Origin of the sequence: Caballeronia sp. LZ019, assembly GCF_031450825.1 — a bacterium.
Lineage (GTDB): Bacteria > Pseudomonadota > Gammaproteobacteria > Burkholderiales > Burkholderiaceae > Caballeronia.
In genome coordinates, this window is the sequence record NZ_JARTVZ010000002.1 from 558,238 (window position 1) to 580,610 (window position 22,373).

Below are 22,373 nucleotides of genomic sequence, written 5' to 3' on the forward strand. Positions count from 1 at the left end.
GGCTGTCTCAGCGCGCGTCGTGGAAGATCACGCCGAGCATATGGCGCCGGCCCGAGCGCAACCGGCTGACACCGTGCCGCATGTTCACGCGATACACGCCGCGCGTGCCGTTCACCGGCCGCTGATGCACCGCGAAGAATACCGCGTCGCCTTGCGTGAGCGGCACCACTTCAACGCGAGATTGCATCCGCGGGCGCTGCTCCGTCATCACGAACTCGCCGCCCGTGAATTCGCGTCCCGGCGCGGACAGAAGAATCGCCATCTGGATCGGGAACACGTGCTCGCCGTATAAGTCCTGGTGCAGACAGTTGAAGTCGCCGGGGACGTAGCGAAGGAGAAGCGGCGTGGGGCGCGTCTGTCCCGCGCGATGACATCGCTCGATGAATGCCGCGTGGTCCGGTGCAAACCGCGTGTCGATCCCCATCGCCTCGTTCCAGCGATTCGCAATCGGCGCGAGATGCGCGTATGCCGCGCCGCGGATATCGTCGAGCAGCGCGGGCAGCGGATAAGCAAAGTACTTGTATTCGCCGCGTCCGAAACTATGACGCTCCATCACGATGCGGCTGCGGAACAACGCGTCGTCGTCATAGGACGCGGCCAGCGCCGCGCATTCGTCGCCCGACAGCACGCCCGGCGCAACGGCCGAACCCTGCAAGCCGAGTTGCGTTTCGATGCCCGCCCAGTCGAGCGCATCGACGCGTTCGACGATATCCGCGCCGTCGTCGTACGCGAGGGCGTTGCCAGTCGCTTTCATGAATGCTCCGGTCGATGTGTAAGTCTCGCCGTCATTTTGCGCGACGGCGGCGGCTCACACGCTCCCGGATCTTGCGGTCTGATTCAGTGCGTCGTCGCCGTGGTGCCCGTCGCGACTTCGGTGATGCGGTTCTGCAGTTCGGTCTTGCGCGCTTCGATCTTCTCGCCGAGCTTGACCAGATCGAGTCCGGTCTTGCGGATTTCCTTGAAGAGTTCGGATTCCTCTTCTTCGACGTGATGCGTGACGTTTTCCTTCAGCACGCGGAACGTCGCATCGAAACCTTCCTCGCCAGCGCGCAGTTGCGTGAACTTCTCGATCAGCGTCTTCACGAGGAAATGCTCGACATAGGCTTCCTCGACGTCGATCTTCTCGTCGTCCTTGCCGAGCGCCTCGCGGGCGGCGGGGTAGAGCAATTCCTCTTCGACGATCGCATGAATGGTCAGCAGTTCGCACGCACGCTGCACGAGCGTCGACTTGCGTTCGAGATCGTCTTTCGGCGCACGGTCGAACGCGTCGAACAACTGCTCGACGGCGCGGTGATCCGCGGCAAGGATTTCGAGCGCGTCGCCCGCTTGCGGTTGCCGAAGCGGTTGATCGGTGGTGGACATGGCTTCTCCTTATGTTTGGCCTGGGCTTTTTCACGCCGCAGGCTTTTTGGGGTGCCGTTATCCAGCAAGCAGAGTGCCCGCGTCCTCCGGTTCGCGAATCACGCTCACGTTCCACCATGCAGGCAGGAGCCGTCGCACTTCGGTGCGGGCGAAGCGATCGTCGATGAGAAACAGCACGCCGCGGTCTTGCGGACCGCGAATCACGCGCCCCGCCGCCTGCACGACCTTCTGCAAACCGGGGAACAGGTACGTGTACGCATAGCCTTCGCCGAACGCGTCGTGCATGCGCGCTTTCATCTGCTCGTTCACGGGATTCAGTTGCGGCAGTCCGAGCGTCGCGACGAACGCGCCGATCAGCCGCGTGCCCGGCAGGTCGATCGCCTCGCCGAACGCGCCGCCCAGCACCGCGAAGCCGATGCCGCGCCCGTCCGGCTCGAAGCGCGCGAGAAACGCCTGTTGCGCGGCCTCGCTCATCGCGCGCGACTGCTGCCAGCAGACAATTGATGGATGCCGCTCCGCCACCGCCGACGCCACCTGCGTCAAATAGTCGAAGCTGCTGAAGAAGCTCAGATAGTTGCCGGGCGCGCGCTGATACTGCGCGGCGATCATGTCGGCGATGCGGTCCACGGAACGCTCGCGGTCGCGAAAACGCGTCGATACGTGGGCGATCGCGCGCACATCGAGCTGGTCCGCGGTGAACGGCGTTTCGACGTCGATGCGGACGGTCGTCGCGGGCAGGCCGAGCACGTCGGCGTAGAAGTGGGCGGGCGTAAGCGTCGCGGAAAACAGCGCGACGGTATGCGCGCGCGCGAAGCGGGGCGCGAGATGCGGCGCGGGAATCACGTTGCGCAGGCAGAACACGGCGCGGCGCTTGCCCGACAGCGCGATGTCGAACATCGAATGCGGGCCGAAGCGTTCCGCGATGCGCGTGAACTGCACGGCGTCGAAATAGAAGCGCAGCACGTCCGGCGTGAAGACGTCCGGCTGCTCGGCGAGGGTTTCGGTCATTGCGGATACCGCCTGACCCAGCGCGTTCAGCAGTTTCGCGGGCGGCTCGTCGTGCGCCGCGTATTCGATGCCCGCCGCGCTCTGCTCGCGGCTCGTCTCGCTGAACGCACGCGCCACGCGAGCCAGCGTGCGCCTGAACACGGGCGGCGCGGCGCGGCGCATCGCGTTGAACGCGCCCTGATCGAGCGTTGCGGAATACATCGCGCGCGCGCGTTCGACAAGGTTATGCGCTTCGTCGACGAGCACGGCCACGCGCCAGCGATTCGCCTCCGCGAGCGCGAAGAGCATCGCGCTCGTGTCGAAGTAATAGTTGTAGTCGCCGACGATCACATCGCCCCAGCGCGACAACTCCTGGCTCAGATAGTACGGACACACCGCGTGCTCCCGCGCCACCTCCGCAATCGACGCGCGATGCAACTGTGCGCGCCCCAGCGCGGCGGCGCGTGCGGCGGGCAGACGGTCGTAGAAGCCGCGGGCGAGCGGGCAGGAATCGCCGTGACACGAGCGGTCCGGGTATTCGCACGCCTTGTCGCGCGCGACGAGTTCGACGATCCGCAGCGGGCGTTGCGCGGATGCGCCGAGCGTCGTGAGCGCATCGAGCGCGAGTTGCCGGCCCGCGCTCTTCGCGGTGAGGAAGAAGATCTTGTCGAACTGCTGCGCGGGCCAGGCCTTCAGCAACGGAAAAAGCGTGCCGACCGTTTTCCCGATGCCGGTCGGCGCTTCAGCGACGAGGCATCGCCCCGACACGGCCGCGCGATACACGCCTTCGGCGAGCGTGCGCTGACCGGGGCGGAACGTGGCATGCGGAAACGCAAGGGCCGTGAGCGAGGCAGCGCGCGCCGCCCGATGCTGCACCTCCTGCTCGGCCCACGCGATGAACCGCTCGCATTGCGCGTTGAAATGTTCCCCGAGCGCATCGGCGGATTGCGTTTCCGTCAGCACGGTCTCCGTCTGCGCGGCGATATCGAAGTAAACGAGCGCGATCTCGATGGATTCGAGCCCGAGCTTGCGGCACATCAGATGCCCGTAGACGCGCGCCTGCGCCCAGTGCAGATGCCGATGATTCGGCGGCATCGACTCCAGCTTCCCGCGATGCGTCTTGATTTCTTCGAGCCGGTTCGATGCGGGATCGTAGCCATCGGCCCGGCCACGCACGCGCAGCGGGCCGAAGTCTTCCGACAACGCGATTTCCTTCTGATATCCCGCAGCCCGCCGCCCGGTTACGGTCACGTGACCCGCGACGCCTTCCTGCGCCGTGGGCGTGGGCGTGAAGCGAAGGTCGAGGTCGCCTTGCTTCGCGGTGAACTCGCACAGCGCGCGCACGGCGACTGTGTAGGCGGGTTCTGTAACTGTACGCATGTACAGTAGTCTAGCATGGGGAATATCGTGAGCCGGCGGGGCGTTTAGCGCTTGTCGTCACGCTTTAGGGAGAAGGCCATGAAGCTCGCCATAATCGTCGCGGCGGTCGTCGCCGTGCTCGCTGGACCGCTCGCCGGGTGCCAGACGGAAGGCGGCGGGGCGTCGCCGAACCGGTCATCGTCGAGTAGCGGCGGCGGGGCGTATTAGCGGCCTTTCGCTAGAATGGGCGCTGTCTCGATCATGCTGCCCACGGATGAAACGATGGAAACGCCCACGATAAGCAGTTGGCACGCGCATGTTTATTTCGACGCCGCTAGCCGCGACGCCGCATGGCGGTTCAGGGAACGCATCGAACAGCGCTTTTCGAGCGACTTGCAAGCCGGCGCATTGCGGCTGGGGCGCTTTCATGAACGGCCGGTCGGGCCGCATCCGCAGTGGTCGTTTCAGTTGGGATTCGGCAGCGAGCGGCTAACCACGATGCTCGAATGGCTGGCTGTCAATCATGGCGCGCTCGATATTTTCATGCATCCGAATACCGGCGACGACCTGCGCGATCATCGCGATTCGGCGGTGTGGATCGGCCGCTCGCACGAACTCGTGCTCACGGCCTTCGAACGATAACCCGCCGCGTTTTACTTCTTCGCGCCGGCCGCTTTCGTCGATACGACGCGAACAGCGGGCGGCGCGGCGGCATCGGCTGCCTGAGCGGCGCTCGCCGCATCGCCCCGGGCGGCTTCGACGACCTGGCGCGCCGCCGTGCGGGCGGCTTCGTAGGCTGAATTGGCGGATTGCGTGGCCGCGTCGATTGCCTGTTTCCACGCCGACACCACAGCCTCGCTGCCCGGTGCGCCGGTCGCGATGCTGTCGACGAATGCCTGAACGTTGCGCTGCGATTTCTCGATCTGATCCTGCGCGGCCTGCAGGTACACGCCGCGCACGCCCGTCGAGAGTTCCGCGACTTGCTGCCAGTACGCTTGTGTGCGCTGGGCGTTGGCCTGGAACTGTGCGTTCTGGAGCGCGAAGAATTCCTTGGGATCGCGTACGGAGAAAGTCTTCGTCACGTAGTCCTGGTGATCCGCCAGCGCCGTTCTCAATGTGCGCACATTCAAATCGATCAGCTTTTCAAAGCCTTCGACCGCGCGCGATGCCAGGCCGAAAGTGACGTCCAATCCCGCCTTTTGCGACGCGAGAAGATTTTCGGGCGCAAGACTGCTCGTGCTCGATTCCATGAAGTGCCTCTTTAAATATGCGGTGGATTTTGCGGCGCAGCGAGGAATCGATTTTTAGAGAAAAGTGACACGCGTGTCAATCGTCGTTTTTTAATCGGCGATTTTCCTCATGCGAATAACGGACTCGAGAGGGCGCGCCTCGGTCGCCCAGCACTCAGCTGTTGCAACTGCGCGCACGAGCGTTCGATAAGTCCTTGTGAATCAAGGTGTTTTACGTTTGCAGCGGGTAAACACTTAGGCCGAAAGGCGAGCCATCCGGTCTACCCCCACTTGACGCTGATACCCCGTCTTGAAAAAATCTCGCACTGCAACAAGCGCATGAAATCGCGGAAGACGGCATCTGTCATTCGTTCGTCATTCTTGTTTCGTACGATTCGTTGCGCAAAATCGAGCCGGCGTTGAACGGCCAGAATAGATAAATCGAGAGAGTTGAAACAGATGGGCCGACATACCCAAACCATTGGACACCTTGAACGCAGTCACGACGATAATTCCCTGCGGCGCGCAATGGCCGCGCGGCTCGACCGGGCGATGCAACGCGCGAACGTCAGTTCCGCCAAAGCAGCCAAATGGGTCGAAGTAAGCGAAGACGACGTTCAGTTCTGGCGTCGCGGCATTACCGTCCCGCCGCTTCACGCTTTCAACCGCATCGCCCGCGCGCTTGATGTTGACGTGCACTGGCTCTGCACGGGGCAGGCGCAGACGGCGCAAGCATCGCGCTAACGGGCGGCCCTGCGTGCCTCGCGTCGTGCGGGCTGCGCGCCCTGCATCACGCGGCTGCCGCCTTGCGGCCATGCATCAGCACGGTGCCGATGCCGCTCGCCGCGATGACGCACATGCCGATTGCCATCCACGAGTCGGGCGCCTGGCCGAACAGCAGCCAGCTGAAGCACGTCGCGAACGCGAGCTGCGCATAAGAAAACGGCGTCAGCACCGACAGCGGCGCGCGTCGCAGCGCCTGAAGCATCAGCAATTGACCGACGGTCGCCATCGTGGCCATGAGTGCGACGAGCATCCAGCTTGCCGCACTCACGCGCGCGAGCTCAGGCAGCAGTTGCGCCTGATCCGCCCACACAAGCACGCACAGCACGATCGTCGCGACGAGTGCCGTCAGGAAATTCGTCGTGGCGGCATCGTCCACACGTGACAGATGGCTCGATACGACCTGGAAGCACGCGAACGTCGTCGCCGACGCAATCGGAAAAATGACGGTCCAGGTGAATCCGCTGCCGCCCGGCCGCACGACCAGCAACATGCCGATGAAGCCGAGCACGACCATCGCCCACTTGCTGCGCGGGACGTGGTCCTTCAGCACGAGCGCGGCAAGCAGCGTCGAGATGAGCGGCGCGAGCATCGCAAGCGATGTGGTGACCGGAAGCGGCAAGTACCGTAGCGCGGCGAACGTGCAGGCTGAATTGGTGAGCAGCAGCAGGGCGCGAACGATCTGCAGCTTGGCGTTGCCGGTGCGCAAAAGGTTGAAAGGGCCGCGCCTCGCTTGCCACACGCCGAGCACGATCATCTGAAAGACATACCGCACCCACAGCAACGCGACGAGGGGAACAGCCGCGCCGATCAGCTTGACGGTGGAATCGCTTGCGGCGAACGCGGCGGTGGTCAGGACCATGATCGCGATGCCGGCGCCGGTGCTATCCGTATCGATTCGAAATCGCGCTTTGCCTTCCAGGGTTGCCATCGAGTGTCCGCCCGTCTGCTGCCAAGAATGAAAAACGGCTTTAATTAAGCCGTTGCTTCCATTCTGCGGACATCGAAGGCTGCTGGCAAGGCAGCAGTAAAGGACTTTTCGATTGTTGCGCGAGCGTCACGACGCACACGATTAACTAGACGGTTCGTTCAAAACGGCGCAGGGGCGCGGCGGCGGCCGCTCGGCGCGTGCGAATAAAACGTCAACGCTGCGCGGGATTATGCGCGCATCGGGCTTTGTTTTCGGCGGTTTGCTGCCTACACTTAAAGTAGTTTCTCAACGCTTGAGCGGAGGCGGCGATGCGAACGAGGCCACGTGAAGTCGTCCGCATGCTTGCGACGTTTCGGCGATCGGCGCAATGCCGCGCGTTGAGGGCAGCGTCGGCGCAAGAGGCGATGCGGCGTGCGAACGAAGAGGCAGTCGAAGCGCCCGCAGCCGCCGACACCGATTCATCGGCGGAAACGGACGCCCTCGGCAACGAGCGGGCGCCCCGGCGCATGCATTGACCGGGTCGCCCGGCGCGGCGGCTCACGCTCGCGCGGCTTTCCTGTACGGCGAGAATCGCCAGTGGCCGGCCGGATCCTTCACGGCGACGGCGCCATGTTCGTGCAGCATGTCGCCGATCGCGCCGGGCTTGATTTCATCGGTAATCCGAATGACCAGCAGCGTCCGCTGCCGAATGGCTTCATCGTTTTCGGCGGGCCTGAGCGGCCGTTGCGGCTGCGGTTCGCGCGAAACGAAGCGGTTGTGCGCGCCGATGACGCCCTGATGCTCGCCATGTGCGATGTACTCGGCCTCGTCCTCTTCGTGCGAGGGCAGTGGAAAGGCGTCGAAATCGACGTCGTTGGGGCCGGCGCGGTAAAGATGCGCGTCGTCGCGTGAAAGCCCGGCAAGTTGCAACGCGCGCAGCGCCTCGTGTCCATCGCGATAGGACGCAAATACGCCCACTATCACCTGATTGGTCGGCTGATTCATCGTCGTCTCCGTCCGCGTGTATGCGCGTACCGTCGATGCGAGCGTCCATTCCCTGATCGAACGACGCGGCGCTCGCATGAGTGCGCGGTGTTGGAATCATCAGAAGAGACAGCAACGTGCGTTCCCGCACGTATGCCCGAATGCAGCGCGCCTCCGAAAATTGTCCGGGTTGCGACCCTATCGGCAATCGCCTAAAGTGTGTGGGCTTCTTTTCAGACCACAGCGCGTCGGCCCGAATGCGCTTTTTACGAGGCTCGCATGACAGCGAAAGCGTGCGCGTGGGGGGTTCTGCTCATTATGGCAGGGGCGAGCTCCGCATGGGCAGCGCCATGCGCAAGCGACGGCGACATCGTGACGCTCGAAGGCAAGGTCACGCGACAGGCTGCGCGCCAGGCAGACGCGGCCACGAGTCGCGCGTGGGTGCTTGCGCTCGCAAGCCCTCTCTGCATCGCGGGTGCGGGTGCGCAGTCGAACGTATCGACGGTGCAAATCGTCGATGCCGAACCGCCCGAAGACGCGCGCGTGCAACTCACCGGCAAGCTCGTCACCGGCAACGTCAGCGCCTACTACGCCGTGCCGACGGCGATCTGGGTGCTTAAACAGCGGATATTGTCGGAGCGTTGACGCGAAGTTTTGCGCGGTGCAGTCAGGCCGCCTTCGCTTGCGAGCGACAGTATTGCGCGACGACCCATTGCAGCGGCTGCTCGTCGAACTTGCGCTCTTCCGCGAATCGCATGATGGCGTCGAGTTGCTGGCCGCTGCAGCGGAACGCCTGGCGGCGCGGCATCGAAAGCTTGGTCTTGTGCTTGGTCATGGCAATCCCTTTTGCTCGGTTCTCAATGGACCTTGGGACCTTCCCCGGAGGGCAGGCCGGTCGAACGGTGACCCGCTCGTGCGCCTGCTGCTCCCTCATTAAGCCGGATAGTCGCAATGCCGACCGGCTGTTAGCGCACATAGTCACCAGACAATTGCCTTAGCGCAAACCGTGGGCCTGATCGCTTCACGTCGATTTCGAGTGCTTCGTGATGCCGATAAAAACATCACCCTGTCTGCTCGACCGGCGTGACTTCGAGGTCCTGTTTCTGCGACCCGCGCAGCACCGTGATCTTCACCGCGCGATCGATTCGCGATGCATCGAGCGTGCGCTGCAAGCCGTCGACGGTATCGATGGCGACGTCATCCACCGCGACGATCCGGTCGCCCGCGCGCAGCCCGCCCGACGCGGCCGGGCTTCCCTTGACGACTTCCATCACGTGCACGGCGCTCGATGCCGGCAGCCCGAAGAAGCGCTGCACCCGCCGCGAAACCGGCGCGGTCGTGCCGGCGACGCCGATATACGCCCGCCGCACGCGCCCATGCGCGAAGATCTGCATGATGACCCACTTGGCCGTGTCGATTGCAGTGGCGAACGAGATGGCCTGCGCGCCCGAGATGATCGCGGTGTTCACGCCGATCACCTGTCCCGCCGAGTTGATGAGCGGCCCGCCCGAGTTGCCGGGATTGAGCGCGGCATCGGTCTGAATGACGTCGTAGATCATGCGGCCCGAGTTGGACCGCAACGAGCGCCCGAGCGCCGACACGACGCCCGTCGTCACCGTTTGCGCAAGCCCGAGCGGGTTGCCGACGGCAATCGCGATTTGCCCGACGCGCAGGCTGTGCGAATCGCCAAGTTCCACGTGCGGCAGCGGCTCGGGCGAACCGATGCGCAGCACCGCGAGATCGCTGTCGGGATCGTCGCCGACGAGATCGGCATGGAAGTGCGCGCCGTCTCCGAGTGTCACGCCGATGCGCGTCGCGCCGTGGACGACGTGGCTATTGGTCAGCAAATAGCCGTCGGGCGTGAAGATGAAGCCCGAACCGGTGCCGCCGGCCGCGCGCCGCGTGCCGCGCGCATCGGCGAATTCGCGTTCGACCGAAATGAACACGACGGCTTGCTGCACGCGTTCCAGCGCGCCTATGACGGTGCGGGAATAGGCATCGAGCAGCGCTGCGTCGTCGAGCGGCGTGGACGTGCGATCTGGCGCGGCGTCTTGCGAGCCGCGCGCAAGATCGTCGATGAATCGAGGACGGCTTCCCATGTCCGGACTCCGAAAGGTTGAGAGCCGACATGCGGGGCGCGGCGCGGCTTTTCAAGCTGCCGCGACGGTTTCAGGCCGGGCGTGATGCCCGCGTGAGCAGGTTCATCGGCCCGAGCGTTTCGACGATGCGGCGCTGCGCGTCGTCCCGCACGAACAGCGAGCCGGCGAAGCCGAGCGCGTTCACCGCGACGCCGTTGACATCGGCGGCGGTGCGGGCAACGGCGAGCATCCATCGGCGCGTCACGAGCAGGTTATACGGCGCGGATTGATGCTCCGCTCCCGCGACATCGAACGGCTCGATACCGATCTCACTCAGCAGCCGGCGATAGGTGTCGAACACGTCGGCCGCGCGCATCGACGTTGCATCGCCGAGCCACGCCGCCGCATGAGCGAACGGAAATCGAGGCACGCGGTACGGCGCGGCGTCGCGAGCGGCTTCGACAAGCGGTTCGATCGGCACAGGATGACCGTCGAGCGGCAGCCGCACGATCTGCAGATGCTTGTGCGGCTGGCTCGATCCCGCGACGGCGCCGCCGTTGTAGAAACCGAAGCCGTCGAATTCGCGCAGGCACGCGAGCAGCGCGGCGAGATCGCCGGCGTCGAGCAGCGCGGCTTGCGGCTCGAAATCCGTCGTCACGATCAGCAGATGATGCGCGAGCACGTTGAACTTGTTGAGCAGCAGAAAGTGCCGCTCGCCGATATCGCCGACGCGCAGCGCTTCCTCGCACGGCGAGAACGGGTCGCGCCACGCGCTGGCGGCGTCGGCTGCGGACTTCGCCGCCAGCTTCGCGGCTTGCTCCTTATGGGCGAGGTTCGCCGCCTGACGCACGAGAAAGCGCACGCCGTGGTCGTCGATGAAATGCGGAACCGTCGCGAACGAGCGGAGCGCGCCGCAGGCGAGGGCGCGTTCCGTCCGTTCAGCGATGTCGCGCCAGGAAGGCGCGCGAAGCGGGGCGCGGTCGGTCATGGAAAGAGGTTGTAGATGACGTTAGCGGCCATTCTGCGGCAATCGGGCGGCCGATGCCGCAGCGTGCTCGCAGCGCATCACGTCCAGTCGCCTTCATCGTCCTTCGGTTCCGGCAGCGTCAGGCCGGACGCGGGCAGCGGCAGCGCGGTTTTGTATCGCACCTGCTTGAACGCGAAGCTCGAGCGGATATTCGATACCCCCGGCATCTTCGTCAGCCGTTCGAGAATGAAGCGTTCGAGCGCCGCCACGTCCGGCAGGACGACGCGCAGCAGATAGTCGGCGTCGCCCGTCATCAGATAGCACTCCATGACCTCGGGCCGCTCGCCGATCGCCTGTTCGAAGCGGGCGAGCGCATCCTTGACCTGCTTTTCCAGACTGACCTGAATGAACACGTTGATGCTCAGGCCCAGCGCCTCGGGACTGAGGAGCGTTACGTGTTGCCTGAACAGCCCCGCTTTTTCCAGCGCGCGCACGCGATTGAAGCACGGCGTCGGCGACAGATTGACGGCGCGCGCCAGTTCCGAATTGGTGATGCGCGCGTTCTGCTGCAACTGATTCAGGATGCCGATATCGATGCGGTCCAGGCGCTGCTTCACTTGCACGCTCATAGTGTGAAGATTCCGGTTATTGGCGATTTCGCAGAATGAATACGCTATCGTAACGCGCCGCAGCAGCCAAATGAGACGCAAATTCTGTCGGGAACTGGATATGCTTGAAAGCATTCCAGCACCTTACGCGGAGTCGCGCCATGACGGACCTGTCGAGCGGAACCAGCCAGCTTCTTTCTCTTGCGCGAGGGCGTGAAGACACGGACCCCGCCGAAACCGCCGAATGGCTGGAGGCGCTCGATGCGGTGGTCGCGCACGTCGGCAAGGCGCGGGCGCAATACCTGTTCGACCGGCTCGCGGAGCATGCGCTGTCGGTCGGCGTCGAGTCGGCGCGGGCGCGGGCGACGCCTTACGCGAATACCATCGCCGTCGGCGACCAGCCGCCGTATCCCGGCAATCTCGACATCGAAGAGAAGCTCGCGGCGGTGCTGCGCTGGAACGCGCTGGCGATGGTCGTGCGCGCCAATCGCGCGTACGGCGAGCTCGGTGGACATATCGCGAGTTACGCGTCGGCGGCGGATCTGTTCGAAGTCGGCTTCAATCACTTCTTTCACGCTGCCGGCGACGACCACGGCGGCGACCTCGTCTATTTCCAGCCGCATTCCTCGCCGGGCGTCTATGCCCGTGCGTTCCTCGAAGGCTTTCTCGACGAGGACCACCTGCGCCATTATCGACGCGAGATCACGGGACCGGGCCTGTGTTCCTATCCGCATCCGTGGCTGATGCCCGACTTCTGGCAGTTCCCGACCGGCTCGATGGGCATCGGCCCGATCAACTCGATTTACCAGGCGCGCTTCATGCGCTATCTCCAGAATCGCGGCCTGAAGCAGACGGAAGGGCGCAAGGTGTGGGGCTTTTTCGGCGACGGCGAGATGGACGAGCCGGAATCGATCGGCGCGCTGTCGCTGGCGTCGCGCGAGCGGCTCGATAACCTCGTGTTCGTGATCAACTGCAACCTGCAGCGGCTCGATGGCCCGGTGCGCAGCAATGGCCGCATCGTCGATGAACTCGAAGCGCAGTTCACCGGCGCGGGCTGGAACGTCATCAAGGTGTTGTGGGGATCGGACTGGGACGCGCTCTTTGCGCGCGATCGCACCGGCGCGTTGCTGCGCGCGTTCGCTCATACGGTCGACGGCCAGTTCCAGACCTTCTCGGCCAATGACGGCCGCTATAACCGCGAGCGCTTCTTCGGCCAGAATCCGGAACTCGCGGCGCTCGTCGCGCATATGTCGGATGAGGATATCGACCGTTTGCGGCGCGGCGGCCACGACGTGCGCAAGCTGCACGCGGCGTATGCGAAGGCGCTCGCGCACAAGGGCCAGCCGACCGTGATCCTCGCGAAGACGATGAAAGGCTTCGGCATGGGTGCGGTCGGGCAGGGCCGCATGACGACGCATCAGCAGAAGAAGCTCGATCTCGACGACCTGAAGGCCTTTCGCGACCGCTTCCGCTTGCCGCTGTCGGATAGCGACGTCGAGCAGCTCCGGTTCTACAAGCCAGCCGACGATGCGCCCGAGATGCGCTATCTGCACGAGCGGCGCGCGGCGCTGGGTGGTTATCTGCCGCGCCGTCGCGCGCGCGCATCGCAATCGATCGTGCCGCCTGCGCCCGGCACGTGGGCGCAGTTCGCCATGGATACCGCCGGCAAGGAGATGTCTACGACGATGGCGTTCGTCCGCATGCTCGGCAGCCTGATGAAGGATGCGACGCTCGGTGCGCGCATCGTGCCGGTCGTCGCGGACGAGGCGCGCACGTTTGGCATGGCTAACCTTTTCAGGCAGGTGGGCATCTATTCGCCGCTCGGCCAGTTGTATGAGCCGGAGGACATGGGCTCGATGCTCTACTATCGCGAGGACACGCGCGGGCAGATTCTGGAGGAGGGCATTTCCGAGGCGGGCGCGATTTCATCGTGGATTGCGGCGGCGACGTCTTACAGCGTTCACGATCTGCCGATGCTCCCGTTCTACATCTACTACTCGATGTTCGGCTTTCAGCGCATCGGCGATCTCATTTTCGCCGCCGCCGATCAGCGCTCGCGCGGCTTTCTCATCGGCGCGACGGCGGGGCGCACGACGCTCGGCGGGGAGGGTCTGCAGCATCAGGACGGGACGAGCCATCTGACGGCATCGACGATTCCGAACTGCCGCGCTTACGATCCCGCGTTCGCTTATGAAGTCGCGGCCATCGTCGATGAAGGCATGCAGGCGATGATGCAGCGTCAGGAGGATGTGTTCTATTACATCACCGTGGGCAACGAGAACTACGCGCAGCCGTCCGCGCCCGGCAAGACGCTCGATGCCGCCACGCGCGAAGGCATTCTGCGTGGCATTTACCGGATCGGGGATGCGGATTCCAAGTCGGACGCGCAAGTGCAGTTGCTCGGCTCCGGCGCGATTCTGAACGAAGCGATCGCCGCGCGCGCGATGCTTCTCGCCGACTGGAACATCGATGCCGCCGTGTGGAGCGTGACGAGTTATGCGGAACTGCATCGCGATGGCGCGGCGTGCGAGCGTCGCTCGCGTTTATCGGATGAAGACGCGATGCCTTATGTCACGCGCGCGCTGGGACGAACGCGCGGGCCGGTGATCGCAGCGACGGACTATGTGCGCGCGGTGCCGGAGCTGATCCGCGCTCACGTACCGCGCCGTTACGTGACCCTCGGCACCGATGGCTTCGGCCGCAGCGATACGCGGCAATCGTTGCGCGCGTTCTTCGAGGTGGATCGCGTGGCGATCGTTCTGGCGGCGCTCAAGGCGCTTGTGGATGAAGGCGGAGTCGCGCGGGAGGTGCTCGGGCAGGCGCGCAGGAAGTATGGGCGGGATGCATGGGAGCGCGACGCGCCGTGGATGCGCTAATCTCGCACGCCAGGCAACGCCCGCACTCACGCGGCTCTATTCTGTTTGACGTCGATGATGCCGGTTATCGTGCCAGCGCTTGCTCCCCGCTTGCTCTGCAGAACGTACTCCTGCTTCATGCGGGCGAAAGAGAGAGACACGGTTTCGATGGAACTGGCGCCATCCACAGACGGCCATACCTTCGTGACGAGCACGTCGTATAGCGTGATTCGATAGTACTCCAACGGTAGTCCGCCGGACTTTCGCATGATGAGCTTCGCCTCGGATATGCGCTTGCCTTGAGCGGCATATACGGCAAGGTTGGGTGACGCCCGGTCCAGCTCGTGACGGAACGTGAGATCGGAAACGGAGGCTTTGCCTGCGCCGCCGCCCGAACCGGAAAGCATCGATGACTGCTGCTCGATGCACAACTCCCAATGGATCACTTCGATCGCACCTTCGAGCGATACATCCTGCGATTCTCCAGTGATGCCTTTGATCTGCAACAGAATATCGGACGACATGAGTCTGACCTTCAAGAATGGCCGACATCGCGGCGCGAACATGCGCGATTTCTGCAAACCGCACGAACGGCCATGACGACGAGAAGCACGCCTAGCCAGCAGGCGATGAACAAGAACAAGAGGTACACCGCCTGAAGCGGGTCCGGCTCACCGTCGAACGGAGTCGTCAGGCGATCATGCAGCCAGCGCGGACCACCCGTTGCGGTCACAGCTTCATGTATGCGATGCGCGATTGCGTAGGCAGCAGCGAATATTGCGAGGACGCACGCCAGATGCGATGGCCGGCGTCGAAAGAAGTTGCCAGCAAGACGGAGGCTGGTCCACAGCATGACGGCGGCCAACAACCAGCAGACGCCGATCGTGCCGAGAAGGCTCCCGTCGATGATGCTCTCGACGCCGATTGCCTGATAGCCCAGCGCATCGAGCGTCGTGCGAACCGAGTCGGCCATCCAGTCGGGAATTGCCCCGGCGCGAAGGTTGATGAACCGGGTGATGGCCGCACCCATCAGGAACGAGACGACGGCCCACAAGCCCACGAGCGCGAACTTCGACAAGGTATTTCGCCTCATTTGACCGTGACCGTGACCGTGACCGTGACCGTTCCGTACGCTTTCAGCACTGAACCCGGGACCGGAAGTGAGGGGGGCGATCGCCTGATGAAACGCTGCAACAATTCGAACTCCGCAGGATTGACGAGCGTGATGCAGCCTTCGCTCAACGCGCGCTCGCCTTCCGGATGAATGCGGAAGTTGCCGCGCATCACGCCGTCGATGTTCGTCATGTCGCCGGTTTTCGGATTCCAGAGCATGAACCACTTTCTCCGGTCAGTCGAACCGACGAGCGGCGAGAAGCTGTCGCGGAGGCTACCGAGCAGGCCGCCCGATTGGCGATCGACGATGTAATAGGTGCCGCGCGGGATGGGGCCGATCCGCCTCGTAGCAACTTCAGCGGGATTGTCGCGTCCGCGCTTTTGTCCGGAGAAGGCCTCGACCGTTCCGTAGCCCGAACAAACAAGCGTGGAGGTAGCGCGATTGTTGAGTGTGAAGGTGCATTGCACAGGCATGTTACATGGGCCTTACCGGACTACGAACAAGCTCCTACGGTATCGCCTTTATATTCTTCGGTGTATCGCATTTCGTCAAAATGCTCAGTGATCCTTGGCAATTGTCAGCGATGGACGAGATGCTCATGTGCGCAATGACGTGGGGAACGGGAAAGCCGAGCGCGACGCGCCGTGGCTGCGCTAATCTCGCACGCCGAGCAACGCCCGCACTTCCTCGTCACGAGTCTGATCGAAGTCGAGATAAAACTGCCCGACGCCGAAGTACTGATGCGGCCTCAGCACGCACACGAACTCATCGACGACATGCGCGACGCGCGTCTCCGAATCGAGCGGCGCAACCGGCACGGCGGCGACGATCGTCGCGGGCGGCGCATCGCCATTGCGCAACGACATGGCAGCGACTTTCATCGTGGCGCCGGTCGCCATGCCGTCATCGACGATGATCGCGACCCTGCCCGATAAGTTCAGCGGCGGCCGCGAACCGCGATAAAGCCGCTCGCGCCGTTCCAGTTCCGCGCGCTCGCTGGCAATGACGCCATCGAGCGCGGAACGGGTCACGCCCGCATATCCGACGATGCGCTCATCGAGATAGAACGCGTCGCCGGATGCGATCGCGCCCATCGCCAGTTCGGGCTGCCACGGCACGCCGAGCTTGCGCACGACGAGCACATCGAGTGCGGCATCGAGCGCGCTCGCGACTTCGAACGCCACCGGCACGCCGCCGCGCGGCAAACCGAGCACGATGACGTCCTCGCGGTCAGCGTAGGCGGAAACAAGCGCGGCGAGCTGGCGGCCTGCGTCGCGTCGATCGGTGAAGGTCGAGGTCATTCGATGCGTCCTCGCATGCGCTGGAACACGCGCCCGCAAGCCCACGAGCGGCGGGCGCGCCGCTTCCGGCAGTGTGCGCGCAATCGCGCGTTCCCGCCATGCAGGGACAGCGGCCGCCACGGCCGCAAAAGAACGCGCGATCAGTTCGCCAGAGACATATACGGCGAGCTGAACGCCTGCGGCGGAAACAGCGGCTGCACGTTCCCTTGCCGATTGAAGCTGTATCGCACGTACACGGCCGCGAGCCATTCGCGATACTGGTACGCGTTGCCGAACGAAGCCGTCGCACCGAACGCCAGTTGCGGCGCGAGCTGATATTCGCCGGTCGCGCTCAGCGAATACGACACGCCCGTCTTGCTCTGGCCCGGGTACACCGCGCCCGCATCCGGCACCGACGATGAACCCGCCGCGTTCTGCTGACGCTGGCTATCGATCGGAAAGTAATTCGATGCATCCTGCCGGTAATGCTGCACGCCGACGGACCCCTTTACATCGTAGGTGAAAAGCCCCGCGCGTCCCATGTATTCGACCGGGAAATTGAGGATCACGTACTGCTGCGGACTGAAGTAACCGCCCTGGCCGTACGTGAAATACGACAGATTCTTGTCGTAGTGCATGAGCGTCGTGTTCGCGCCGACCGTCAGCGTCTGGTCCGGGTCCTTCAAGAGCCGCGTGTAGACGCCGCCGCCGCCTTTCGCCGCCGTGTTCGACGCGACATGCCGGCCATCGAGATACTGGAACGCCGCGTTGACGTAGACGCCGCTCGTGCCGTCGTCCCAGCCGAGGTCCGCGCGCGCGCCGCTCGAAGTCACGCCGCCCCATTCGAGGCCGGCGGCGGCGTCGCGTGCGCCGGCGTAGGAGAGCAGGCTGTCGGTGACGGCGCGGCGCGCGACGGCGAGCGAATACGAGACCTTGTCGCTGATCGCGTTCTGATACTGCACCCCGCCGACGATGTTCGTCTCGCGAAAGCCGAGCGGCGTCGTGCCGATATCGCCCTTGAAGTGGCGGTTCTCGTAGCCGACCGACAGGCCGACGCCCGTCGCCGTCTGCGAGCCGTAATTGTTGGCGATGGGCGTCGTCGTCGCGCCCTGTCCCGAGCCGAAGCGCGCGAGCGTCTGCTGGTTGCCGGCGGCGGTGCCGGCATCGAGCGTGACGGGCGTCGCGCGCACGATCACGTGTCCGTTGCCCGCCTTGATGCGGCCCTCGATGGGCGCTTCGATATCGGTGAGATTCGACAGGCCGTCCTCGCCATTCCGATTGCGGAAGACGATGCCGCCCGAAATCGTGCTCGCCTGCTCGCGGTTGATCGCGGCGAGTTCTTCGGCGACGCCGGCCGTCTGTGAACCGGCGATGCTCGCAGCACCGCCTGCGCTCGTCGTCGCGGCTGAAGCGGCGCGTTCCGCCTGCGCCGGGTAGTAAGGCTGTGCATAGCCCGCTGGCGGCTGCGGGACATACGGCTGCTGCGCGTACTGCTGCGGATACGGCTGCGGAACGTACGGCTGCGGAACGTACTGCTGCGCGACGTACTGCTGCGGATAAGGCTGCGCGTATCCGGCCGGCGGCGGCGCGTATTGCGGTTGCCCATACGGCGCCTGAGCCGGATAGGCTGCTGCCGTTGCCGGCTTGCGCGACGCCGCCCGCTTCGAAGCGGAAGCCGTGGCGGCCGGATATCCGCCCGTTTGCGCCTGGCGCGCCGCAGGCGACATCGGCCAGGGCGACGTGGCGTAGGGGTCCGCCGCGCCGTAGGCGGCTTGCTGCTGCGGATAGGCCTGCGCCGGATAAGCGCCCGGCTCCTGACCCGGATACGGCTGCAGCGGCGCAGCCGGTTGCGCGGGGCCGTAAGGATCGGCTCCGTAGCCGCCGCCCGGCGCAGCACGCGGCCCGCCCGACTGCGCCGACCCGTAAGCATCCGGCCCGTACCCGCCGCTGGCCGCCGGGCGCGGCGCTTCGTAAGGCTGTGGGGCCACGTAAGGCACGGAATACGGCGCAGGCTGCGGAGGCGGCAGATAGGTCGGCACGGGTGACGAATAAGACGAAGAAGACGAAGAAGACGAAGAAGACGGATTCAACGAGTTGAAACTGGCTTGCGGATTCCCCGACGACGCCGCTCCCACGGCCGTTTTGCCTTCGAACGGATTGGTCCCCGGAAGCGGCGTCGACCCGATGCGGTTCATCGCGGCCTGCCAGTCGCGCGGCACGTTATCGCGTCGCGCAGATCCGGCCGCAACCGACGCGTTCGCCGCGACGAGCGACCGTTGCAGGAACTGCGCGGCGAGGTCCAGCTTGCCTTGCGCGCGATACATCCGCCCGATGGCGGCAAGCAGCGCCGGATCGTTCGGCGCAGCGGCGATAGCGTCTTTCGCAATCGATTCCGCCAGCCGGAAATCGCGCACGCCCGCCGCCGCCGATATCGCGGCGCCCTGCAAACCGGTATCGTCCGGACGGCGTGCAAGCGCCGCGCGATAGCACGCGAGGGCATTGCGGTCGTCGCCTGCTGCGGTGTACATGCGGCCGAGCGCCGCCTGCAGGTCCGCGTTGTCGGGCATCGCGGCGAGCCAGGGCGCGATCACGTCGTATGCGCCCGCCAGATCGCCGCGCGTGCGTACCGCATCCGCCCGGGCGATCACGATGCCCACGTTCAGATCGTTGAAATCGGCGCGTTGCTGGGTGGTCAGCGGCATCGACTGAAGACGGCGCATCACCGAACCGAGTTCGGCGCTCTGCTGCATCGATGACAGGATGCCCGCGTATTGCAGCAGCAAGCCGGCGTCGTTGGGCGCAGTCGCTATTGCCCCGCGCACGAGCGCGAGTCCGCGCGATGCATCGCCCGCCTTCAGATACGCCGACGCCACCGCCCCGGTCAGTTCCGCGCTGCCCGCCGCAACCGGCTCGGCGCGCTGCAGAATCGCAATGGCCTGCGCGCGCTGGCCCGCGCTGGCGGCGCGCGTGGCGAGTTCCGCCTGTTGATGCACCCACAGGCGATGCTGCAACGCCGTCATCGCGGGCGTGCGCTGCGCGGCCGGGACGCGCTCGAGCTGCGCGAGGCCCGCCGTCCAGTCCTGCGTTTCGGCGGCGAGCAAAGCGCTGGCGTACAGCGCATCGGTCATGTCGGGATGAGTCGCGACGAGGCCGTCCATCATGCTGCGCGCATTGCCGACCGCGCCTTGCCGCACGTAGATGCGCGCGAGGTCGAGGCGCAGCCACGGATCGTCGGGCAGGTTGAGCAGCGCGTCTTCGAAGAGGCTGCGGGCCGCGCCCAGGTCGCCGCGCGCTTCGGCGGTGCGTGCCTGAGCCGCCTGTGCTTCGCCGCGCAGCGTGTTGATGCCGCCCGCTTTCGCCTGCTGCTCCGCGTTCAGCCGGTTCGCGAATTCGAGCGCCTCGTCGCCGCGTCCTTGCGCGGCGAGCGCGCCGACGAGCCCGCGAATCGCATCGGGATTGTCGGCCTGACGGCGCAGCGCCATGCGAAACGCCGCTTCCGCGCCACGCGGATCGCCGTTGTTGAGCAGCATGTCGCCGAGCAGCGTTTGCGCGGTGACATCCGACGGATTCACGGCGATCGCGCGCTCGAACAACGCCTTCGCCTTCGCGATCTCGCCGTTGCTGCGCGCGCCGATGCCATCGCTCGTATAAGTCCAGTACGTCGCGCTGGTGAGCGCGTCCTTCCAGCGCGCCGCGTTGCCCGCCCGCGTGGCGCGTTCGAGATACGTGCGCGCTTGTGCGAACCGCTCCTGCTTCAGCGCGACGACGCCGAGGCCGCCGAGCGCGTCCGCGTCGTTCGGATTGCCCGCGAGCACCGACGAGAAGCGCGCCTGCGCCGCGACGAGATCGCCGCGGTCGAGCGCCGCGAAGCCATCGGCGACGGCGCGGCCGCGCGCATCGACGGCGGCGTCCGCTTCTGCGCGGTCGCGGGCGGCCTTGTCCTGCTGGACCATCGCTTCGAAGCGGGCTTTCACGGCGGCGTCATCGGGCGCGGTTTGCAGATACGCCTGAAAGAGCGGTGCATCCGATGCCCGCGCGCCGAGCCACAACAGCGCCTGCCGCCAGCTCGTTTTCGCTTGGGCGCCGACGGCGTTATCGCCCGCCAGCTTCGCAAGCCGCGCGATGCCGTCGCGGCGCGTGGTATCGCGATAGGTCAGATGCTGCGCGTAGGCGAGGGGGTAGCGCGGGTCGCCGGTGTTCTGGCGCGCGAGCTGATCGAGGCCGCGACGCGCCTCGTCCCAGCCCTGCGGCGTCGCGGCGAGCGCCTGGTAATACTCGAGCTGGAGCGCGGGCGTCGCGGGCTTGCCGTCGATCGCGCGCCGGTATTCCTGCACCGCCGACGCGCTTTGTCCGCTTTGCGCGAGACGGCGCGCGTCGTTGACGGTCTGATCGCGCGGGCTGGACTGGCCGAGCCGCGCGCCGAGCTCGTCGATGCTCGGATAGTTCGGCGCGACTTGCCGCAATTGCGCGAGATACTGCTGCGCGCCGCTGCCGTCCTTGCGATCCGCGAGCACCATGCCCATGCCGAAGAGCGCGTCGGGCTGCTTCGGATCGATCCGGAGCACCTTCTGCCACGCCTGCTCCGCGAGATCGCCGCGCTTGTGCGCCTGCCAGTACTTGCCCTGATCGACGAGCACCGTCAGCGGATCGGCGCTCGCCTGCGCGAAGGCCCATGCGGGCGCCGCGCAAAGCATCGCCGCGATGGCGCGCTTCTTTGCCCGGATCAGCATGCGCTTCTCCAGTTCGGCACGAGGCGTCCGTTTTCATCGAAGCGGTATCGTCCGTCGATGAAACCGCCGCCAAAAAGTCCGAGCACGCGGTCGTAGTAGACCGCATCCTGCGAGCCGTTCAGCGCGTCCAGATGGGCGCGGGCGAGGCCGAGGCTTCGCTCGTCGTTCAGCGACTTGAAATACGGCGCGAGCGCACCCCAGTACGACAGCGGGCCTTCGCCGCTGGCCGCGCCGGTCGTCGCGGCGACTTTCTCGGGCGGGAAGCCCGCCTTCGCGACGCTCTGGCGCATGCCGGGCAGCGCGTCGAGCCACGGCCGCGCGAGCGGGTCGGCGCTTGCGGCGAGGCCGGCCCACAGGTAGACGCGAATCGCATCGTAGCTGCCGATGTCGCCGTTCTTCGGATCGACGACGAACTGGCCATTGCGATACGCCGCCCAGTCCGGCGCGTAGCCTCGCGGCGACGTGACCTTGACGAGGCGCGCGGCATTCTGCGCGAGCTTCGTCCAGGGGCCGTCGGGCATCTCGTGCGCCAGGCCGCGCAACAGCGGCAGGGGCAGATAGCTCGGATTCAGCCGCGTCACGCCGCCCGCGTTGAAGCCCTGCGGCCCCGGCAGCAGCATCGGTCCGAGACCGGGGAGATCGACGACTTCCTCCTTCACGACCTGCGCCGCGAGCGCCCGGCCGAGCCGCGTGTACGCGGGCTCGTTCCACAGGCGGCCGGCTTGCAGCAGGTCATAGGCGATCCACAGATCGGCGTCCGAGGCTGCGTTCGCGTCCATCACGCCGAAGGAACCGTCGGCCTTGCGGCCCCATTGCCACGCGGGCAAACGGACGTCGCCGGCATCGAACTTACCGCCGGCGAGATTCGCGCGCGTCCAGCCGAGCATGCGGTCGAAGCTCGCGCGGTCGTTCGCCACGAGCGCGAAGAACATGCCGTAGGACTGGCCCTCGGACGTGGTCTGCTGCGCCTCGGTGGAGCGGTCGATCACGCGGCCATCGGCCTGCACGACGCGCTCGATGAACTGGCGATAAGCCGGCCAGTCGCATGACTGCGCCGCGCTGGCATGCGACGCTGCGGCAATGGCGACGACCGCGCCCGCCGCGAGTCGGACGATAACCTCACGCAT

Annotated in this window: 21 protein-coding genes; 5 read left to right on the forward strand and 16 right to left on the reverse strand. The window is 65.5% G+C overall.

Annotated elements, in window-relative coordinates; all coding sequences use genetic code 11:
* Nucleotides 1-7: 7 nt before the first annotated feature.
* From P9255_RS05500 to P9255_RS05510, 3 genes are all read right to left on the reverse strand, one after another.
* On the reverse strand, nucleotides 8-754 hold the full coding sequence (locus P9255_RS05500; RefSeq protein WP_309765908.1) for a 2OG-Fe(II) oxygenase: 747 nt from the start codon (nucleotides 752-754) through the stop codon (nucleotides 8-10).
* A gap of 83 nt (nucleotides 755-837) precedes the next feature.
* Nucleotides 838-1,362 (reverse strand): hemerythrin domain-containing protein, encoded by a 525-nt coding sequence (locus P9255_RS05505; protein WP_309765909.1) that lies wholly within the window; start codon nucleotides 1,360-1,362, stop codon nucleotides 838-840.
* Nucleotides 1,363-1,419: 57 nt separating this feature from the next.
* Nucleotides 1,420-3,729 (reverse strand): ATP-dependent DNA helicase, encoded by a 2,310-nt coding sequence (locus P9255_RS05510; RefSeq protein WP_309789231.1) that lies wholly within the window; start codon nucleotides 3,727-3,729, stop codon nucleotides 1,420-1,422.
* A 78-nt stretch (nucleotides 3,730-3,807) separates the two neighbouring features.
* On the opposite strand from P9255_RS05510, the gene P9255_RS05515 reads away from it, so the two are divergent.
* Both P9255_RS05515 and P9255_RS05520 read left to right on the forward strand, forming a co-directional pair.
* Nucleotides 3,808-3,936, forward strand: a complete 129-nt coding sequence (locus P9255_RS05515) for a hypothetical protein (RefSeq protein WP_309765911.1) — start codon at nucleotides 3,808-3,810, stop codon at nucleotides 3,934-3,936.
* Between the two features lie 54 nt (nucleotides 3,937-3,990).
* The gene (locus tag P9255_RS05520; RefSeq protein ID WP_309765912.1) at nucleotides 3,991-4,350 is read left to right on the forward strand and encodes a DOPA 4,5-dioxygenase family protein; all 360 of its coding nucleotides are present in this window, start codon (nucleotides 3,991-3,993) and stop codon (nucleotides 4,348-4,350) included.
* Nucleotides 4,351-4,361: 11 nt separating this feature from the next.
* On the opposite strand, the gene P9255_RS05525 is transcribed toward P9255_RS05520, so the two are convergent.
* Nucleotides 4,362-4,958 (reverse strand): phasin family protein, encoded by a 597-nt coding sequence (locus P9255_RS05525; RefSeq protein WP_309765913.1) that lies wholly within the window; start codon nucleotides 4,956-4,958, stop codon nucleotides 4,362-4,364.
* Between the two features lie 531 nt (nucleotides 4,959-5,489).
* On the opposite strand from P9255_RS05525, the gene P9255_RS05530 reads away from it, so the two are divergent.
* Nucleotides 5,490-5,681 (forward strand): helix-turn-helix domain-containing protein, encoded by a 192-nt coding sequence (locus P9255_RS05530; RefSeq protein WP_309765914.1) that lies wholly within the window; start codon nucleotides 5,490-5,492, stop codon nucleotides 5,679-5,681.
* Between the two features lie 46 nt (nucleotides 5,682-5,727).
* Here the strand turns inward: P9255_RS05530 and P9255_RS05535 are convergent, their stop codons facing one another.
* Together P9255_RS05535 and P9255_RS05540 are read right to left on the reverse strand one after the other, a co-directional pair.
* The gene (locus P9255_RS05535; protein WP_309765916.1) at nucleotides 5,728-6,651 is read right to left on the reverse strand and encodes a DMT family transporter; all 924 of its coding nucleotides are present in this window, start codon (nucleotides 6,649-6,651) and stop codon (nucleotides 5,728-5,730) included.
* A 537-nt stretch (nucleotides 6,652-7,188) separates the two neighbouring features.
* A complete protein-coding gene (locus tag P9255_RS05540; protein WP_309765917.1) occupies nucleotides 7,189-7,635 on the reverse strand; it encodes a hypothetical protein in 447 nt (148 codons plus the stop codon).
* Between the two features lie 351 nt (nucleotides 7,636-7,986).
* Here P9255_RS05540 and P9255_RS05545 point away from each other — a divergent pair, with 351 nt between their 5' ends.
* Nucleotides 7,987-8,259, forward strand: coding sequence for a hypothetical protein (locus P9255_RS05545; protein WP_309765918.1), 273 nt, complete (start codon nucleotides 7,987-7,989; stop codon nucleotides 8,257-8,259).
* A 22-nt stretch (nucleotides 8,260-8,281) separates the two neighbouring features.
* Here the strand turns inward: P9255_RS05545 and P9255_RS05550 are convergent, their stop codons facing one another.
* From P9255_RS05550 to P9255_RS05565, 4 genes are all read right to left on the reverse strand, one after another.
* A complete protein-coding gene (locus P9255_RS05550) occupies nucleotides 8,282-8,449 on the reverse strand; it encodes a hypothetical protein (RefSeq protein ID WP_160174734.1) in 168 nt (55 codons plus the stop codon).
* A gap of 226 nt (nucleotides 8,450-8,675) precedes the next feature.
* Nucleotides 8,676-9,713, reverse strand: coding sequence for a trypsin-like peptidase domain-containing protein (locus tag P9255_RS05555; RefSeq protein ID WP_309765919.1), 1,038 nt, complete (start codon nucleotides 9,711-9,713; stop codon nucleotides 8,676-8,678).
* Nucleotides 9,714-9,783: 70 nt separating this feature from the next.
* The gene (locus tag P9255_RS05560; protein ID WP_309789232.1) at nucleotides 9,784-10,680 is read right to left on the reverse strand and encodes a DUF4922 domain-containing protein; all 897 of its coding nucleotides are present in this window, start codon (nucleotides 10,678-10,680) and stop codon (nucleotides 9,784-9,786) included.
* Nucleotides 10,681-10,757: 77 nt separating this feature from the next.
* Nucleotides 10,758-11,288, reverse strand: a complete 531-nt coding sequence (locus P9255_RS05565; protein WP_309765921.1) for an Lrp/AsnC family transcriptional regulator — start codon at nucleotides 11,286-11,288, stop codon at nucleotides 10,758-10,760.
* 140 nt (nucleotides 11,289-11,428) lie between these two features.
* Between P9255_RS05565 and mdeB the strand changes: the two genes are divergently transcribed.
* A complete protein-coding gene (mdeB, locus tag P9255_RS05570; protein ID WP_309789233.1) occupies nucleotides 11,429-14,143 on the forward strand; it encodes an alpha-ketoglutarate dehydrogenase in 2,715 nt (904 codons plus the stop codon).
* A gap of 26 nt (nucleotides 14,144-14,169) precedes the next feature.
* Here the strand turns inward: mdeB and P9255_RS05575 are convergent, their stop codons facing one another.
* The 6 genes from P9255_RS05575 to bcsZ all read right to left on the reverse strand — a co-directional run bounded on the left by P9255_RS05575 (nucleotide 14,170) and on the right by bcsZ (nucleotide 22,373).
* The gene (locus tag P9255_RS05575) at nucleotides 14,170-14,646 is read right to left on the reverse strand and encodes a type VI secretion system tube protein Hcp (RefSeq protein WP_309765923.1); all 477 of its coding nucleotides are present in this window, start codon (nucleotides 14,644-14,646) and stop codon (nucleotides 14,170-14,172) included.
* An 11-nt stretch (nucleotides 14,647-14,657) separates the two neighbouring features.
* Nucleotides 14,658-15,215 carry a hypothetical protein gene (locus P9255_RS05580; protein ID WP_309765924.1) on the reverse strand — a complete coding sequence of 186 codons (558 nt, stop codon included), beginning with the start codon at nucleotides 15,213-15,215 and terminating at the stop codon, nucleotides 14,658-14,660.
* Nucleotides 15,212-15,709, reverse strand: a complete 498-nt coding sequence (locus P9255_RS05585; protein ID WP_309789234.1) for a DUF2778 domain-containing protein — start codon at nucleotides 15,707-15,709, stop codon at nucleotides 15,212-15,214. Before P9255_RS05585 ends, P9255_RS05580 begins: the two co-directional genes overlap by 4 nt.
* Nucleotides 15,710-15,889: 180 nt before the next feature.
* A complete protein-coding gene (locus tag P9255_RS05590; protein WP_309765926.1) occupies nucleotides 15,890-16,537 on the reverse strand; it encodes a phosphoribosyltransferase family protein in 648 nt (215 codons plus the stop codon).
* 140 nt (nucleotides 16,538-16,677) lie between these two features.
* Nucleotides 16,678-21,246: a cellulose synthase subunit BcsC-related outer membrane protein gene (locus tag P9255_RS05595; RefSeq protein ID WP_309789235.1), complete on the reverse strand. Its 4,569-nt coding sequence runs from the start codon at nucleotides 21,244-21,246 to the stop codon at nucleotides 16,678-16,680.
* A complete protein-coding gene (gene bcsZ / locus P9255_RS05600) occupies nucleotides 21,240-22,373 on the reverse strand; it encodes a cellulose synthase complex periplasmic endoglucanase BcsZ (protein ID WP_309765928.1) in 1,134 nt (377 codons plus the stop codon). The genes P9255_RS05595 and bcsZ overlap by 7 nt, the downstream gene beginning before the upstream one ends.